Source organism: Petrotoga halophila DSM 16923 (genome assembly GCF_002924615.1).
On sequence record NZ_JALY01000209.1, the window covers coordinates 1 to 15,352 of the forward strand.

Sequence of the window (15,352 nt, forward strand, 5' to 3'; positions counted from 1 at the left end):
CAAATATAATCCTTCTTTCTTAATATAAGGGGGGTAAACCCCCCTTGTTTTTTACTTTAAAGATTTACAAGCATCACTTAAAATATTTTCCGATAAGTTCATCCATCTTTCCTGATTCTTGTAACTTTGTTATACCTTCGTTTAACATATTCAATAAATCTTCATTGCCTGGTGCAACGGCCATACCATAATTTTCATTAGTCTTAATGATTCCTACAATTTCTACCGGATCTGTCTTGGTGAATCTTTCAGCTACAGGATTATCTAGTACTATCGCATCGATATTTTTATTAACTAAGTCACGAACAGCAAAGTTGAATGTATCGTATCTTGTAAGGTTTGCTTTTGGCAAGTAACCCGTGTCAATAAGATTTTCAGTTACCCAAAGATCCCCGGTAGTACCTGTCTGAACTCCGATTTTTGGCTCAGTAAAAAGTATACTTAGATTTGTACCTTCTCCTTTTCTTACCATAATACTCTGATCGGCGCTATAATATGGAATTGTAAAGTCTACTACTTTCTCTCTTTCTTCTGTTACCGTCATTCCAGCAGCAATAATGTCAATATTTCCAGTCATTAAAGAAGGTATGAGAGAGTCAAAGCTAATGTCTCTTATTTCAACATCAAATCCATACATTTCTCCGATTTCCCTTATTAAATCCATATCAAAGCCTACAAATTCTCCATCTTCTACGTATTCAAAAGGTGGGAAAGATGCTTCTGTACCGACAACATAAGTAACTGAAAAAGCTGAAAACACAAAAGAAATCAAAATCATAGAAATCAAAAAAGCCTTTTTCACCATGTTGATACACCTCCTATCGTCTTATTTACTTTTTTACTTAGTCATAAAGCATCAGAATCTCTTACACTACGTTGTAGTTAATTCAAAAGATTCTTGAAGAATCAATCTATATAAAGAATAATTGTTTAAAAATATTATAACATAATATGTAGTTGAATAAAACGCATTAGATCATAGACGTAAATACATTCCAAATATAATATTTCACTCCCCACCCATAAGGATACATTTATACATAGATATTATAACTCAAAAACTCTCCTTAACTGAATCTACCGTCGTCTTTTGATTGTTGCAGTTTGTGAACATTTTTCTCAAGCCACCCTATTTTTATCCCATCATTAGTGGTGAATTCTGGTACGTAGGGTTTTATATCCAAAACAGGGGTACCATCAATTATTTCTACATTTTGAATCTCTAGTATATTCTTTTCTACTTTTATTAAGCGAACAACCGATAAACCAATAGGATTAGGCCTACTTGGGCTTCTGGTTGCAAAAACACCATGTAAACTGTTATCCATATACGGTTTGACTTTTAAGCCAGAAAATTTGGATAAATGAAAATGGTATAATAAAATAATATGAGAAAAACCATCGAGGTCTTGTAAACCTTCTTCGTATTCAGGGTAGATTTCTACTGTAGCTTGGGTTCCTATGGCAGCGTTTGGTTGTATAGGTGTACCTTTTGTTTCTTTGAATGGGGAATGAACTATCCCAATTGGAGTGTATCTAATTTCCATCATACTTTTAGCTCCTTTCAAAATAATTTTACCACATCTAAAGAAATTAAAAAAAGTTTAATAAAGTTATGATATTGTGCTTGTGTTATTTTTTTTGCATTCTTGAAAAAATTAAACAGACACTTTTTGGAAGAGAGCCATATATTTTGCCGTAACAGCTAATGTCAGAAGGCAAAAAAATATCACTCCTCATTGAAACAATCACAACAAAGGAGTGATATTTTTTAAAAGAAAAATTATATCTCAAATTTTTGAGATTGGTATAGAATTACCCTTCTACAACTATTTCAATAACCCTTTTAGCTCTTCTAGTGTAATATTTAGAATGTTCTTCTTTATCTGGTTTATAATTTCTTCGTTTGCATTTCTGATCTTTTCTTTCAATCTTTTATCAAAATCTTCTCCAAACCTTTGGTTTAGAATTTCTATGATTAATTCTTTTCTTTCTTCAAGTTTTCCTTTTCTTTCACCTTCTTTTACACCTTCCAATTTAGCTTTTTCTCTGTCTCTTTTTGCTATCTCTTCTAATGTGTTAAACATTTTTGGCACCTCCATTTTTTGCAGTTCTTTGTACCTTTCTTCTATCTCTTTGTAATCTGTCCTTTTTCCGAACAGTTCTATGAATGCGTTTCTGTGTTTATCAAACTTATCTTTTTCTTCTTCCGGCAATTTCGATATTATCTCTTCATTTATAATCTTTAACAACTCTTCTGCGTTTTTTATCCTTACGTTTGGTTTGTCCGTTAATAAGATTACCCCTAGTGCCTTCTTCATGTTTATTATCGTTTCTTCTTTTATACTGCTTAAATTTATTAGTTCATAATTTGCTTTTATTAAGTACTCTTCCATGTTTTTTATCTCTGTTATCTTGTCTTTTACATCCATTGGTGATGTCCATTTCGCTTTTCCATCGTAAAAGACCATCCCTATTATGACTGGTAGTTTGAATCCTTTTTGCTCTGATTCTTTTTTGTGACTTTTCACATATTGTTCCCATATTCTTACCTTGTACGCCAACATCCTGAATGCCATAAGTTGGTCAACTTTACTTTGATGCTCTAACAATAGGTATATGTATACATCTTGCCCGTTTCCTTGAACCCCTTTCGGGGCGTTTCCTTTTTCTATTTTGTATAGTATGTCTGATCTTTTTATGGAGAAGTCTTTGCCTATTAGTTCAGTTTGTTCACGTTTTAAATCTGTCTCTTTTATTTGTTTTGTTATCTCTTTTGGTAGAAAGGCTTTTAGGAAATCATAGAATACGGTTCTGTCTTCAAATAATTCTTTGAATATGGAATCTTTTATTGGATTAGACATAAGCTTCTCCTTTTTGGTTTATTTTTTGTTGCTTTTAGCGCCCCTTCGCCCCGCAGTCCGCCCGTAAGAGGAGTAAATTCTTTTCTTTACTAATTTAATTATACCATATGTTTTTAGAAATCTATAAAAAAGCATTAGATCATAATTCGATGTTTTTGAAATTAAACCATAGTTTAAGGGATTTGATAAAAATAATAAAGTCGAAGAATTTTGGTTTGAACATAGACGATGGGGTAGTCAAAAATAGTGCAATTTTTTAGTAATTCTTTATATATTTTATGGGCCCTTTAACCAATTTAAAATCGGAATCTTATTTTTGAAAATTTTTTAAAAAAAGCTGTTTTTCAACAGCTCTTATTTGGCGGTTATTTTAGCTTTTTCTAATTCTTTTTCTACGAGTTCGTTAATGTTCAACATTGGAAGATATATTGGTGGAAGAAAGCCAAAATTTGCGGATATTGATATTATTTTTGCTCTTGATATCTGCAATAAGCTCATTATTCCAGATTTTATTACTAGTTCTTTGAATTCGTTTTCCTTTATTTTTGGGTTGCCATAAAATCCTGCTTCTGTTTCAAGCTCTAATTTTAATACTATTTTTTTTGATTCTTTCAAATGAAATTTAATTTTTAATCCTATTGTTCCAAAGTATTCTTTTTCTTTTGGTTGAAAATTTTGTGTAACGGAAATGTCTATCTTTGGTGTCAGTTTTTTGTTGTTTAGACTTTCGTCTTTTAATTCATAATTTAATTTTTTAATTATGTCATACCGCATTTGAATATTGCTCATTTTCATTTTTTTCACTTCCTTTGTCAGGCAATGATAAGGTTATATTTTGATTCCTCTGTGGCATCGATTCTAAAAATTGGTATAAATATGGTTGCATAGCTATTTCTCTTTTCACTTCTTTTTTATCTCCAAATACTCTTATTATATTGATTTCTTGATTTTTTAAAGAGGGTGTTAGTTTTTTTTGTATAAAATAATAGTTATTGAATTCTTTTAGATCATAATATAATGGTTTTCTTCCAGGATTAATTGGGTTTATATTGTTTTCTTTGATAATTCTTTGGATATTTCTTATTGATTGTCCTGTCATTGTTGCTAAATCTTTTTGTGTGAAATATAATTTTTGTTCTTTTTCTTCAATGTCGTCAAATTCTTCATCATAATACAACAGATCATCTTTCATTTCTTTTAATATCTGTATAAAATCTTCAATTTCTTCTTTATTTTCATATGTTTTAGGATTTACCAGAAAATTGTACAAAACTTCTTTATTTTTAGGTTTCAAATCAGAGAAAATGTTTAATAATTCATGTATTTCGAGCATTATTTTCCCTCCTTATATCCCTTTTTCATTTATTTTTTTTAGCACTGATTTTTCTGATTGAAAGTATTTTATTAAATTGTCATAACTATCTTCCCTTTTCATTATATCTATATAAGTTATTATTATTTTACCATCATTTAATACGTAATACGATAACCGGTAAGATACTCTATCATGTATGAATTTGTACGTCCTGATTCCTCTTAAATTTCCTGTTTTCATTTCACCTATTGTGTACTCATAATTTATTTCCAAGACTGATTGCAATATTTTTAATAGAAGGTTCCTATTGTTTATTTTTTTCAATGAGCGTTTGAAGATTGGGAAGGGTTGATTTTCAAGAGCTTTTATTATTTCCTTTTTTAGCTGTTTTGAGGATAATTCTTGCAAGTCTTCTTCTCCTTCTCCCATTCTCTACACCCCATTATATCATTTTATTATTAAAAATCAATTAATTTTTATAACTTGTCGTTTTTTGTCGTTATTATACTTATACTTACAGTATATTTTACCATATAATAGATGCGAAGTGGTTTTTTAGTTCATTATCATAACTTGAGTGAAAAAACAAAGAGTAACATCTTGAGCTTTTTGAGAAAGAGGATCAAAGAAACAGCCTCATGGCAAATGAGGAATGAAAACAAAAGTTTTAACTTTTTTGGATGAAACTTCTTTTTTTCAAAAGATATACATAATGGTATAATTTATTATCAACATGACCGAAAATGAGGCGACATTATGAAAATTCTAAGTTATAGAATATTACTCAAGAAAGAAGCTGAAGGAGGATATACTGTTATAGTCCCTCTTCTTCCAGGCTGTGTCACACACGGAGATACAATAGAAGAAGCAATAAAAATGGCAAAAGAAGCTATTCAATTATACTTAGAAAGCTTGCAAGAACACGGAGAAGAGATACCTTATGAAGAAGAAACTATGCAGTATACAATAACGGTGGAAATTTAAATTTGCTAAAAAACTTGAGGAATAATCTTGAAATTTTCCAAACTATATGCTCTTACTTTAAAAGAAACTTCATCTGATTCTCGGTCCGAGGGCAAAGAGGTGCAAATAAAATTATTAAAATAGATATCACTTCTCATAAAAGAGGAGTGATATCTATCACAATTCACTTAAAAATACTCAAAAATCTACTTACTATAATTACTTCAATAACTCTTTTAGTTCTTCTATGGTTATCTCTAACAAGTTATCTCCTATGTAATCTATTGTCTTTTTGTCTGCTTCTCTTATCTTAGCTTTTAACTCTTTGGTTAATCGTCTACCAAATCTTTTGTTTAATATTTTAATTGTCAATTCTTTTTCTCCTTCTTCAACGCCTTCTTCAAATAATGAAGTTCCGATCTTTGTCATTCGTATCACCTCTTTCAGTTCGTTTAGGTACTCTCCCCTTACATAATTGTCTGAGAACCCTAATAACGATCCTATTACCGCTTCTTTTTGGTTTTCATCTGGTATCTTGATTGCTAACTCAAAGGCATCTTTTGTCACTTCTTCTTCACTTTTTTCGTTTCTCATCAAGGGTAAGAATACTAAATCCATTGAATCTTTATCCGTTAGTGGTTCTTTTTTTTCTATCTTTTCTTTTATTTCTTCATACCTTTTTGTTCCATCGTACTTTATCATGAATATTTGTTGTACTTTGTATTTAATAGAACCCATGTCCAATTCATTTTCTGCACTTTCGTATTTCCCTGAGTACATTACCACCGTGTTTATCTTTTTTCTTTCTTTTTGGTATAACGCTATGTCGTATTGTGCAAATCTTAGTAAGTCTGCTTTCTTCCACGTGGTTTGAAATTCTAAGTGTAACAGTGAGTTGTCCTCTAGTTCGAATACAAAATCCATGTTTCTGTCTGATACGTTTATTACTGGTAGTTCTGTTGGTTTTACTGAGATTATCTTTGGAAAGTTGAGTTCATGATATTTGGCGGTTTCGTCTTCGTGAATATTCCCCGTTCTGTTGATGTCTTTCATTATTTCCCCCCTCGATAGTTTATTGAACTTTTTAAATTGTATTATATGTTTTTGAAAATCGCTTTAGATCTTAAATAAAAATACATTCATTCCAAATTATACCTCTTATTTTTCACACTAAAACAATTAGAAAACTTGTGTCAGATATGTAATTAGGCATTTTTTACATCATTTCTCAATTCTTCAGCGTTGTAATTAAATATAGAGATATCGAAACGACCTAATATTTCAATAAAAGCTCTTTCGGAAAGTTCTGCTAGTTGTGCAGCTTCTCCTAAGGATAACTTAGCTTCTTCATATAATTTTGTAGCAATTAGTAATTTGATTTCTTTTTCATTTAAATCAATAAAATCAGGCAGATTTATAGATATGGTTTTCATAAAAAGCTCCTCATATAATATTTCGCTCCCCACCCATAAGGATATACTTATATATAGATACTATAACTCCAAAGTTTCTCCTCAACCGAATCTACCGTCGTCTTTCGATTCTTGCAGTTTGTGGACATTTTTCTCAAGCCATCCTATTTTAATCTCATCGTTAGTGGTAAATTCTGGTACATAGGGTTTTATATCCAAAACAGGGGTACCATCGATTATTTCTACATTTTGAATCTCTAGTATATTCTTTTCTACTTTTATTAAGCGAACAACCGATAAACCAATAGGATTAGGCCTACTTGGGCTTCTGGTTGCAAAAACACCATGTAAATTGTCATCCCTATACGGTTTGACTTTTAAGCCAGAAAATTTGGATAAATGAAAATGGTATAGAAGAATAATGTGAGAAAAACCATCGAGGTCTTGTAAACCTTCTTCGTATTCAGGGTAGATTTCTACTGTAGCTTGGGTTCCTATGGCAGCGTTTGGTTGTATAGGTGTACCTTTTGTTTCTTTGAATGGGGAATGAACTATCCCAATTGGAGTGTATCTAATTTCCATCATACTTTTAGCTCCTTTCAAAATAATTTTACCACATCTAAAGAAATTAATAAAAATTTAACAAAGTTATGATATTGTTTTTGTGTTACTTTTTTTGCATTTTTGAAAAAATTAAAAAGACACTTTTTGGAAGAGAATCGCATAAATTATTCTATTAATTTAATGCCATCGAACTTAATAACTTATCACCTGGTTTAAAAGAAGTTGCACTTCGAAATGAGTTGTTGGCAGATGTATTTTTCAAAGCTGGACTAATAGAGGCTTGGGGTAGAGGAACAATGAAAATTACTGATGAATGTAAAAAAGCAGGATTACCAGAACCCGAATTTAAAGAGGAGTTTGGCGGTTTTGCAGTTTATTTCTATAAAGACATTTATACAGAAGATAATTTAAGAAAAATTGGGTTAAATGAAAGGCAAATAAAAGCGGTAAGGTATGTAAAAGAAAAGGGAAAGATTACTAATAAGGAATATCAAGAGTTAACTAAAACATCAAAACCAACAGCGACAAGGGATCTTCGCAATCTTGTTGATAAAGGAATAGTTATAATGCAGGGGGAAGCTAAAAGACAAATATATTATCAATTGAGCCAAAAAAGAGCCAATAGGCAAATTTGACAGTTACAAAGGCGTAAGGATTCTAAAACAGGCATGAATGAATGTTCTGTTAAGGCAATCAAAGTTAGGAGATAAAAAAATATCACTCCTCATTGAAACAATCACAACAAAGGAGTGATATTTTTTAAAAGAAAAATTATATCTCAAATTTTTGAGATTGGTATAGAATTACCCTTCTACAACTACTTTACTAGATCTTTTAGTTCTTCTAATGTAATACTTAGAATATTTTTCTTTATTTGGTTTATAGTTTCTTCATTTGCTTTTCTGATCTTGTTTTCTAATCTCTTATCAAAATCTTCTCCAAATCTTTGGTTTAGAATTTCTATGATTAATTCTTTTTCTCCTTCAATTTTTCCTTTTTCCATTCCTTCATTCTTCAACTTTTCTGCTATCGTCATTATCAATTCACCCCTTTCATCCATTACTTTTTTCGCTACTTCTTCTACCTTTTCTATGTTTATATCGTCCCTTGTATACATTAAATACAACATACAAGATTCAAATAATTCATTAAACGTCTTTTTGTCTTTTATCCCAACAAGAAATTCAAATGCCCTTCTTAATTCTTCGTCAAACTTTTTTCCTGTTTTTACTCTTGCCACTCTTGTCGTTTGTAATATCGCCTTTAAATTTGCTAACCCTACTATTCCTAATTTTTCTTCCGGTGAGAAATCGTATATCTCATATTGGTAAGTAGGTATGTATTGTTTCATTATTTCCGGTAGCTCTTCTATTCCTTCTATGAGATTTATTAGTTTAGTTTCTATGTTCCACTTGTTTTCTCCATTGTATATTACTAGTGGTATTATTATAGGTAATTTGTTCGTTTTAGTGTTGTATTTTTCTTCCCATATTCTGAGTATGTATTTTAAAAGTTGTAGAAGTACACGCGGATCATTGTAGCTTTTGTGTTCAAAGAGAATGTATATGTATCCATACACATTAAGGGGCAAGCCCCTTAAGATCCCCAAAACCTAATTTTGTTTTAGAAGATTTTTTTACATAAACCAGTAAAAGGCAAGCCCCTTAAGATCCCCGAAATCAAGTTCAAATTCAAAATCATTTAAAAACATAGTTTGCACAAAGCAGCAAACGTAGATAGTTTTCTAAGAAATTTTGAGCTATTTTTTTGTTACCAAAATGTCTTTTGAAGAAAGCATCGTGTGGATTGTTTAATTCGCTCATCTTTGACCTCGCTTTGTACTGTATCGTTTGTTCTGTTCAATTTAATTATACCAAATCTTTTTGAAGGCGCGCTGTCTCGTGTTAGATCATTTAGATCATAATTAATTGTCATCGAAATAGGGTGATGTTTAGATTGTATTTATGACTTTGAAATTGATTTGTTTTTTGTTAAATGAATGTTATATAATTTATTCATAAGAACTTTTATTTCTTCGCTTAATTTTACCATATTCAAACTTTTGTGTGTTTTATTTATTATTATAACAGCATTTCAAAGACATCGAATTATCATCTAACCAATTTTTTCATGAATACCTAATATGATCTAATGAATATTGATAAATGGATAAAAAGTCGCTGGAGTAGCATTGAAATTTGATGGTGGAAAAGAAATTAATAAAAACTTGGAATACAAACTTATTAAACCATTGATTGGGGGATAGAAAGGATATGAGTAACTTCAACTTTCCAAAAGGTTCAGAATGGAGAAAATGGGATTTACAAATTCACGTTCCAGGATCTAAACATGCAAACCAATACAGCACAAAAGAAGGGGTTGATGTTTGGGAAAAATTTATTGAATACATCAAAAATTCTGATATAGCTGTTTTTGGTATTACTGATTATTTTTCTGTTGCAGGTTACGAAAAATTCCGAGATAAAATTAGTAATATTGAAGAACTGAAAAATAGGCAGTTTTTTCCTTGCGTGGAACTTCGACTAGATATCAGCGTTAATAAAGACTCAGAGCAATTACAATGCCAATTAATTTTTGATAGTAATTATGATATTAACAAAATAAAAGATTTTCTTGTCCATCTTCCACTAAAGAATAAGAAGCCAAACGGATCGGTTGCTTATTGCACTGATAAAGATATTGGAGACTGTGGAGGTTACGATAAAATTAGCATCACGAAAGAAGAACTTGAAAAATCTTTAAAAAATTCTTTTGGAAATGATCATCCATTCTTAATCGCTGGCGTAGCCAGTGGTATGGGTAGTAATAGAGCAATTGCCAATTCAAACATAAAAAAGGGATTATCCGATATTTTTGATGATTTTTGCGATTTATTTTTCGGTTGTGAGGAAAATAGGGAATATTATCTAGACGAAAGTAGATATGAAAATAAAAGCTTGAAAGCTAAGGCGAAACCTGTTGTTTCTACTTCTGATTGCCATACTCTTGAGGATTGCAAGAATAAATTAGGGAAAAAATATCCAGTACCAAACAATGAGGGGGAAGACCTTGAAAGATACGGTTTTAGCTGGATAAAAGCCGATCCAAACTTTGAGGGTTTGAGACAGATTATTTTTGAGCCATTTGATCGAGTTGCTTTTGGTTACGAAAAACCGGATTCCAAAAAGTCATACTATCTTATTGATAAGGTACGATTTCTTGATAATACTGGACAAGACAATTTTTCCTCTGATGCTATTGAAATAAACCAAAATTTGGTAACCATAATTGGTGGAAAATCAACAGGAAAGTCATTGTTCCTTTACTACATAGCTAAAACGATTGACAGGAAAGAAGTAGAAACTAGGTTTGCTGACCTTTCCGAAGCTTCCCAATATGATTTTGATAAATCAGCTGATTTTAATTTTGAAGTTGTTTGGGCAGATGGTGCTAGCATGTATCTTAAAAACACGGAAAGCAGCAATGGTTCGGACGAAAGAAAAATTTTGTATATACCACAAAATTACCTTAACAGACTTTCGGAGGAAAACACTGGAAGTCGCGATACTATAAACAAGTTCGTCAGAGATGTTCTTCTGCAGGATGAAGATGTCCGAGAAAATTATGAAAGCAATCTTACAAGAATTAAGGGATTTTCTAAATCCATACTTACCAGTATTGCAAATCTTTATCAAATAAAACAGGAAATTGAAGAGGCAGAAGAAAGTATTAAGCAATTGGGAGAAGTGAATGGTATAAAAACATACATCGCCCAATTGAAAAAAGAAGCTGACGACATTAAAAGTAAATCTGGAATATCTGATCAAGAAATCAAAGGTTATGAAGCATTACTTGAAAAAGAAAATGAAGCTAACACAAGCATTGCTGTTTTATCTGACGATAAAAAGAGTCTCGTGTCTTTCCAACAAAATCTAATGCAGCAGTTAGAAAGTTTAGAGAAATTAAGCTATGAACAAAGATCTTATTTAGGTAATGATGAAGTCAAAAAAAAATTTACAGAAGAATTTGCTAAAATTGGGCAATTGAAAACAGATCTTTTAACAGTCACTGATGAAGTAATAAATTTTGCCAATTCAAGAATTGTAGCCTATCGAGAAGAGTTAGAAAAAATCAAAAAAGAGCTTACTCCGTTTATGGCAAAGGTTAAATTACAGGATGAGTTGAAAAAGAAGAATAGGGCCATAAGTGATGAGCAGAACAAGCTAAACAAAATAGACCTTGAAAAGAAAAAGCTCGAGTCAAAAAAGGATCTTTATGAAAAAGAGAAAAAGTTTCTTATCGGAACCTATCAGCAAATTTTTGACATCTACGATGTGGTAAGAAATGAATTTAAGAGGTACGAAAATAAGTTTGAAGATATATCTTTAAATGTTTCAGTTGGATTTAATGAAAAGGTGTTCAATGAAGAAGTTATCGATGCTTTTTTAAACAAGAGGGATATAAAACGTAATATCAGCAGTATATCATGGAAAGACGAATACGAGTATCACTTCGATCCGAATAAACATCTCTCTTTTATCAGCGAAATTTTTAATGCTGTTGTAGATGAGAAAATAAAGACGGTGAGAAATAGAGCGGCAAAGGATGCCGCAGTAAAGATTTTAGAGAATTATTTTGATTTGGACTTTAAGATTTCATATAAAAACGATTCACTTGATAAAATGTCTCCTGGCAAGAAAGGCCTTGTGCTTTTGCGATTACTTATTGATTTGAGTAAGGAAGAATGGCCGATACTTTTGGACCAGCCGGAAGACGATTTAGATAATAGATCGGTATATGATGATCTGGTTTCATTTATTAAACATAAGAAAAAGAAACGACAAATAATTATAGTTACTCATAATCCTAATTTAGTTGTTGGGGCAGACGCTGAACAAGTCATCGTCGCAAATCAAGAAGGACAAGAAAAAGGGCGAGATAATAAAAAGTTCAAGTTTGAGTACATTTCAGGAGCCTTAGAAAACTCCTTTGAGTTGCCAGAGGCTAAACAAAAAGCTATATTATTCAGGAAAGGTATCCGCCAACATATTTGTGAAGTGCTGGAGGGAGGTCAGATAGCTTTTGAAAAAAGAGAAAAGAAATATGGATTTAGAATCAGTTGAATCTCATACAACCGAATTTAAGTCCGCATGGCGGGACGAATATCTAAAATCGATTTGTGCCTTTGCAAATACCAATGGCGGAAGGTTGCTCATCGGAGTTGATGATAATGGTAAGCCTGTCGGCGTCGAAGACTCTAAGAAATTACTTGAGGATTTACCCAATAAATTAAGAGATATCCTTGGCATTATACCAAGTGTCCGTTTAGAAAAGAAAAACGGTAAGGAAATAATTGTCATAGAAGTTGAGCATTCCTATGCACCAATTTCTTATCATGGGAGATATTATGTTAGAAGTGGAAGCACAATTCAGGAACTTAAGGACAAAGACCTAACCAGGTTTCTGATATCCAATTCAGGCAAGCACTGGGAAGAGTATACTGAGGAAAACGCTTCTATTGAGGATATAAATAATGAAACAATTGAAAAATTCAAACAAATAGCGATAAAAAGAATTCCATTTGTAAAAGATGAAAATGAGCCAATAAAGTTACTTGAGAAATTAAATTTGATTAAGAATGGTAAATTAACAAGGGCTGCCCTTTTATTATTCGGTAAAAATCCAAAAAAAATCTGGACAAGTTCCTACATAAAAGTGGGTAAATTCTTAACGGATACAGATATTATAAGTTCTGATGATATTGAAGGGAATCTCTTTGAGCAGGTAGAAAAAACAATGGAGTTGTTGCGAACAAAATATCTTATTTCTGAAATAAGATTTGAAGGAATTTATCGTAAAGAAGAACTTGAATATCCAGAAAAAGCATTGAGAGAAGCCATAATCAATTCAGTTATACATAGAGATTATATTGGTCCACATACTCAGTTAAAAATTTATCCTGATAAAATAATTCTCTGGAATGTTGGTACACTTCCAAAAGAAATCCAGGTTGATGAATTGAAGAAAAACCATTCATCTTATCCAAGAAATGAGTTATTGGCAGATGTATTTTTCAAAGCTGGACTAATAGAGGCCTGGGGTAGAGGAACCATAAAAATTATTGATGAATGTAAAAAAGCTGGATTACCAGAACCAGAATTTAAAGAGGAGTTTGGCGGTTTTGCAGTTTATTTCTATAAAGACATTTATACAGAAGATAATTTAAGAAAAATGGGGTTAAATGAAAGGCAAATAAAAGCGGTAAAGTATGTAAAAGAAAAGGGAAGGATTACGAATAGGGAATATCAGGAAATTACTAATGTATCTAGGCAAATGGCAACTATTGATCTTGCAGAGATAGTGAAGAAGGGGGTATTTACAAGGATTGGAAAAGCAGGCAAGGGAGTTGCCTACCAATTGACTAAATTGACTAATAAATGACCAATATTTGACTAATAGAAAATGAAAAAAACATATCAAGGATTAAACAGTTGTTTTAGAACCACAGCCACTAATGACTTAAAAGATTCAATGGATTTAGTAAACAAGAAAATTTTTAAATTTGAGGGGAAGGGTAGGAATAGCCACTATGTTATCAAATAATTTGGCAATTAGTTGGCGAGTATTTGGCGATTTTGGCAATTACTTGGCAAAAAGAAAAGTAGAGTACCAACGCCGATAGAAAGATGCCATTTAAGATCAAAAGGAAAAGTAAAGACAAAAATGAATAAACTCTATTTTAAAAAAATTTATAGACGAAAATAGATTCAAAAAATTTCCTGAGTTTGACAGTTACAAGAACGTAAGAATTCTAAAACAGGTATGAATAAATGTTCTGTTCCGACAATCAAAGTTAGGAGGCAAAAACATATCACTCCTCATCGAAACAATTACAACAAAGGAGTGATATTTTTTAAAAGCAGAATTATAAACCTTATACTTGGCATTAGTATCAGCCTTCTACAACTACTTTACTAAATCTTTTAGTTCTTCTATTGTTATTTCTAATAAATTGTCTTCTATGTTGTTTATTCTTTCTTCAACCGCTTTTCTTATATCATTTTTTAACTCTTCGGTCAATTGGTTCCCGAATCTTTTACTTAGTATTCTAATTACTAATTCCTTTCTTTCTTCAAGTTTTCCTTTTCTTTCACCTTCTCTTATACCTTCCAATCTAGCTTCTTCTCTTTCCCTTTTTGCTATCTCTTCTAATGTGTCCATACTTGGCACCCCTATTTCTTCTAAATCAAGTGTAATGAGCTTTATAGCGCCCCCTTTGCCCCGCTCCCCGTCCATGAGGAAAGGATTCTTTTACCTTTTCACCCAGCTCCGCACCCGTGAGGAAAAAGGGTTTTTGTCCTTTCACCCCGCAGCCAGCCCATAGAATTAGTGAAGTGTTTTCTTTGTTAATTTAATTATACCATTTCTTTTTGAAGGTGTGCTATCTTAACACACAACTTCTGTATAATGAGTTTTAGCGCCCTTCCCCCGCTCCCCACTCCCCCGCTCAAAAGGAAGTGGGATCTTTACCCTTTCGCCCCGCTGCCTGCCCTTTTATGGAAGGGACTTGCGGGGTCCCTAACCCAACAGGTGGGAAGGCTTTGCCCGTCCCCATAAAGTTTGAAAAAAATAAGAGAAATTCTGATATAATATAATATGATTAGGCAGAGGAGGTTAAGCCATGGCCATCAAAAGAATAAGAGTAAGAAATTTCAAGAGTTTCAAAGATCTAGAAGTAGAATTAGGAAAGTTTAATCTTCTAATTGGTGCTAATGCTTCTGGAAAATCTAATTTTATACGGATCTTTGAGTTCTTAAGGGATATAGTAAAGCATGGGTTGGATAATGCAATTTCTATGCAAGGGGGCAGTGAATATCTCAGGAATATAAGTATCGGTTCGTCCGAGGATTTTTCATTGGAAGTCGTTTCTGATCAAGAGTTTAGAGGACTCATCAGAACGAAAGAAAAAGAACCACTAGGGATGACAACATACCAAACGATTTATAAGTTCACTATTAATTTTAATAAGACAGGATTGGGATTTAAAATTGTTGAGGACAAAATAACTCAGAAATGTAAATTCGTTAGATTAGAAAGGCAAAAGGGAAAGCTACAGGAAAAAGAAGAACTTGGGGAAGGTGAGATCCTTTTTTCCAACGTTGAGGGGAAACTTAAGGTCGACTTAAAGTTAACCGCTGAGTTACCGATAACAAAGGATGATATATTTCCACGAA

17 protein-coding genes are annotated in these 15,352 nt (G+C 32.0%); 5 read left to right on the top strand and 12 right to left on the bottom strand.

Annotated features, from left to right (window positions below; genetic code table 11):
* Positions 1–73 precede the first annotated feature (73 nt).
* From AA81_RS10190 to AA81_RS10215, 6 genes are all read right to left on the bottom strand, one after another.
* Positions 74–805 carry a basic amino acid ABC transporter substrate-binding protein gene (locus AA81_RS10190; RefSeq protein WP_103079342.1) on the bottom strand — a complete coding sequence of 244 codons (732 nt, stop codon included), beginning with the start codon at positions 803–805 and terminating at the stop codon, positions 74–76.
* A gap of 262 nt (positions 806–1,067) precedes the next feature.
* Positions 1,068–1,550 (bottom strand): tRNA (N6-threonylcarbamoyladenosine(37)-N6)-methyltransferase TrmO, encoded by a 483-nt coding sequence (gene tsaA, locus AA81_RS10195; protein ID WP_103078593.1) that lies wholly within the window; start codon positions 1,548–1,550, stop codon positions 1,068–1,070.
* 279 nt (positions 1,551–1,829) lie between these two features.
* Complete coding sequence (locus AA81_RS10200) at positions 1,830–2,864, bottom strand: Rpn family recombination-promoting nuclease/putative transposase (protein WP_103078594.1); 1,035 nt, start codon at positions 2,862–2,864, stop codon at positions 1,830–1,832.
* Positions 2,865–3,218: 354 nt separating this feature from the next.
* Positions 3,219–3,659 (bottom strand): protein-export chaperone SecB, encoded by a 441-nt coding sequence (locus AA81_RS10205; RefSeq protein ID WP_103078595.1) that lies wholly within the window; start codon positions 3,657–3,659, stop codon positions 3,219–3,221.
* On the bottom strand, positions 3,628–4,197 hold the full coding sequence (locus AA81_RS10210; RefSeq protein ID WP_103078596.1) for a hypothetical protein: 570 nt from the start codon (positions 4,195–4,197) through the stop codon (positions 3,628–3,630). The genes AA81_RS10205 and AA81_RS10210 overlap by 32 nt, the downstream gene beginning before the upstream one ends.
* A gap of 12 nt (positions 4,198–4,209) precedes the next feature.
* Positions 4,210–4,608 carry a type II toxin-antitoxin system RelE/ParE family toxin gene (locus AA81_RS10215; RefSeq protein WP_103078597.1) on the bottom strand — a complete coding sequence of 133 codons (399 nt, stop codon included), beginning with the start codon at positions 4,606–4,608 and terminating at the stop codon, positions 4,210–4,212.
* A gap of 327 nt (positions 4,609–4,935) precedes the next feature.
* Between AA81_RS10215 and AA81_RS10220 the strand changes: the two genes are divergently transcribed.
* Entirely contained in the window at positions 4,936–5,163 is a 228-nt protein-coding gene (locus AA81_RS10220) for a type II toxin-antitoxin system HicB family antitoxin (protein ID WP_103078598.1), read from the top strand.
* 198 nt (positions 5,164–5,361) lie between these two features.
* Here the strand turns inward: AA81_RS10220 and AA81_RS14595 are convergent, their stop codons facing one another.
* From AA81_RS14595 to tsaA (AA81_RS10235), 3 genes are all read right to left on the bottom strand, one after another.
* Complete coding sequence (locus AA81_RS14595) at positions 5,362–6,195, bottom strand: hypothetical protein (protein ID WP_103078599.1); 834 nt, start codon at positions 6,193–6,195, stop codon at positions 5,362–5,364.
* A gap of 152 nt (positions 6,196–6,347) precedes the next feature.
* Positions 6,348–6,575, bottom strand: a complete 228-nt coding sequence (locus tag AA81_RS10230) for a UPF0175 family protein (RefSeq protein WP_169926299.1) — start codon at positions 6,573–6,575, stop codon at positions 6,348–6,350.
* An 81-nt stretch (positions 6,576–6,656) separates the two neighbouring features.
* Positions 6,657–7,139 (bottom strand): tRNA (N6-threonylcarbamoyladenosine(37)-N6)-methyltransferase TrmO, encoded by a 483-nt coding sequence (gene tsaA / locus AA81_RS10235; protein ID WP_103078601.1) that lies wholly within the window; start codon positions 7,137–7,139, stop codon positions 6,657–6,659.
* 164 nt (positions 7,140–7,303) lie between these two features.
* Here tsaA (AA81_RS10235) and AA81_RS10240 point away from each other — a divergent pair, with 164 nt between their 5' ends.
* Positions 7,304–7,753 carry an ATP-binding protein gene (locus AA81_RS10240; protein ID WP_281256300.1) on the top strand — a complete coding sequence of 150 codons (450 nt, stop codon included), beginning with the start codon at positions 7,304–7,306 and terminating at the stop codon, positions 7,751–7,753.
* Positions 7,754–7,935: 182 nt separating this feature from the next.
* Here the strand turns inward: AA81_RS10240 and AA81_RS10245 are convergent, their stop codons facing one another.
* Entirely contained in the window at positions 7,936–8,697 is a 762-nt protein-coding gene (locus AA81_RS10245) for an Rpn family recombination-promoting nuclease/putative transposase (protein WP_245857169.1), read from the bottom strand.
* Between the two features lie 118 nt (positions 8,698–8,815).
* Positions 8,816–8,941 carry an Rpn family recombination-promoting nuclease/putative transposase gene (locus AA81_RS14030; RefSeq protein ID WP_146026628.1) on the bottom strand — a complete coding sequence of 42 codons (126 nt, stop codon included), beginning with the start codon at positions 8,939–8,941 and terminating at the stop codon, positions 8,816–8,818.
* Between the two features lie 450 nt (positions 8,942–9,391).
* On the opposite strand from AA81_RS14030, the gene AA81_RS10250 reads away from it, so the two are divergent.
* Together AA81_RS10250 and AA81_RS10255 are read left to right on the top strand one after the other, a co-directional pair.
* Positions 9,392–12,241, top strand: coding sequence for a TrlF family AAA-like ATPase (locus AA81_RS10250; protein ID WP_103078602.1), 2,850 nt, complete (start codon positions 9,392–9,394; stop codon positions 12,239–12,241).
* Positions 12,201–13,559, top strand: coding sequence for an ATP-binding protein (locus AA81_RS10255; protein ID WP_245857170.1), 1,359 nt, complete (start codon positions 12,201–12,203; stop codon positions 13,557–13,559). The genes AA81_RS10250 and AA81_RS10255 overlap by 41 nt, the downstream gene beginning before the upstream one ends.
* 525 nt (positions 13,560–14,084) lie before the next feature.
* Here the strand turns inward: AA81_RS10255 and AA81_RS10260 are convergent.
* Entirely contained in the window at positions 14,085–14,339 is a 255-nt protein-coding gene (locus AA81_RS10260; protein ID WP_103898936.1) for an RpnC/YadD family protein, read from the bottom strand.
* A 460-nt stretch (positions 14,340–14,799) separates the two neighbouring features.
* Here AA81_RS10260 and AA81_RS10265 point away from each other — a divergent pair.
* The coding region (locus AA81_RS10265) for an AAA family ATPase (protein ID WP_169999738.1) at positions 14,800–15,352 on the top strand (553 nt) is incomplete at its 3' end.

What these genes read in the sequence shown, in the direction of transcription:
- AA81_RS10220 (WP_103078598.1), top strand. Translation starts at nt 4,936, where the DNA reads ATGAAAATTCTAAGTTATAGAATATTACTCAAGAAAGAAGCTGAAGGA.
- AA81_RS10190 (WP_103079342.1), bottom strand. Translation starts at nt 805, where the DNA reads ATGGTGAAAAAGGCTTTTTTGATTTCTATGATTTTGATTTCTTTTGTG.
- AA81_RS10200 (WP_103078594.1), bottom strand. Translation starts at nt 2,864, where the DNA reads ATGTCTAATCCAATAAAAGATTCCATATTCAAAGAATTATTTGAAGAC.
- AA81_RS10250 (WP_103078602.1), top strand. Translation starts at nt 9,392, where the DNA reads ATGAGTAACTTCAACTTTCCAAAAGGTTCAGAATGGAGAAAATGGGAT.
- AA81_RS14595 (WP_103078599.1), bottom strand. Translation starts at nt 6,195, where the DNA reads ATGAAAGACATCAACAGAACGGGGAATATTCACGAAGACGAAACCGCC.
- AA81_RS10230 (WP_169926299.1), bottom strand. Translation starts at nt 6,575, where the DNA reads ATGAAAACCATATCTATAAATCTGCCTGATTTTATTGATTTAAATGAA.
- AA81_RS10215 (WP_103078597.1), bottom strand. Translation starts at nt 4,608, where the DNA reads ATGGGAGAAGGAGAAGAAGACTTGCAAGAATTATCCTCAAAACAGCTA.
- AA81_RS10260 (WP_103898936.1), bottom strand. Translation starts at nt 14,339, where the DNA reads ATGGACACATTAGAAGAGATAGCAAAAAGGGAAAGAGAAGAAGCTAGA.
- AA81_RS10210 (WP_103078596.1), bottom strand. Translation starts at nt 4,197, where the DNA reads ATGCTCGAAATACATGAATTATTAAACATTTTCTCTGATTTGAAACCT.
- tsaA (WP_103078601.1), bottom strand. Translation starts at nt 7,139, where the DNA reads ATGATGGAAATTAGATACACTCCAATTGGGATAGTTCATTCCCCATTC.
- AA81_RS14030 (WP_146026628.1), bottom strand. Translation starts at nt 8,941, where the DNA reads ATGAGCGAATTAAACAATCCACACGATGCTTTCTTCAAAAGACATTTT.
- tsaA (WP_103078593.1), bottom strand. Translation starts at nt 1,550, where the DNA reads ATGATGGAAATTAGATACACTCCAATTGGGATAGTTCATTCCCCATTC.
- AA81_RS10205 (WP_103078595.1), bottom strand. Translation starts at nt 3,659, where the DNA reads ATGAAAATGAGCAATATTCAAATGCGGTATGACATAATTAAAAAATTA.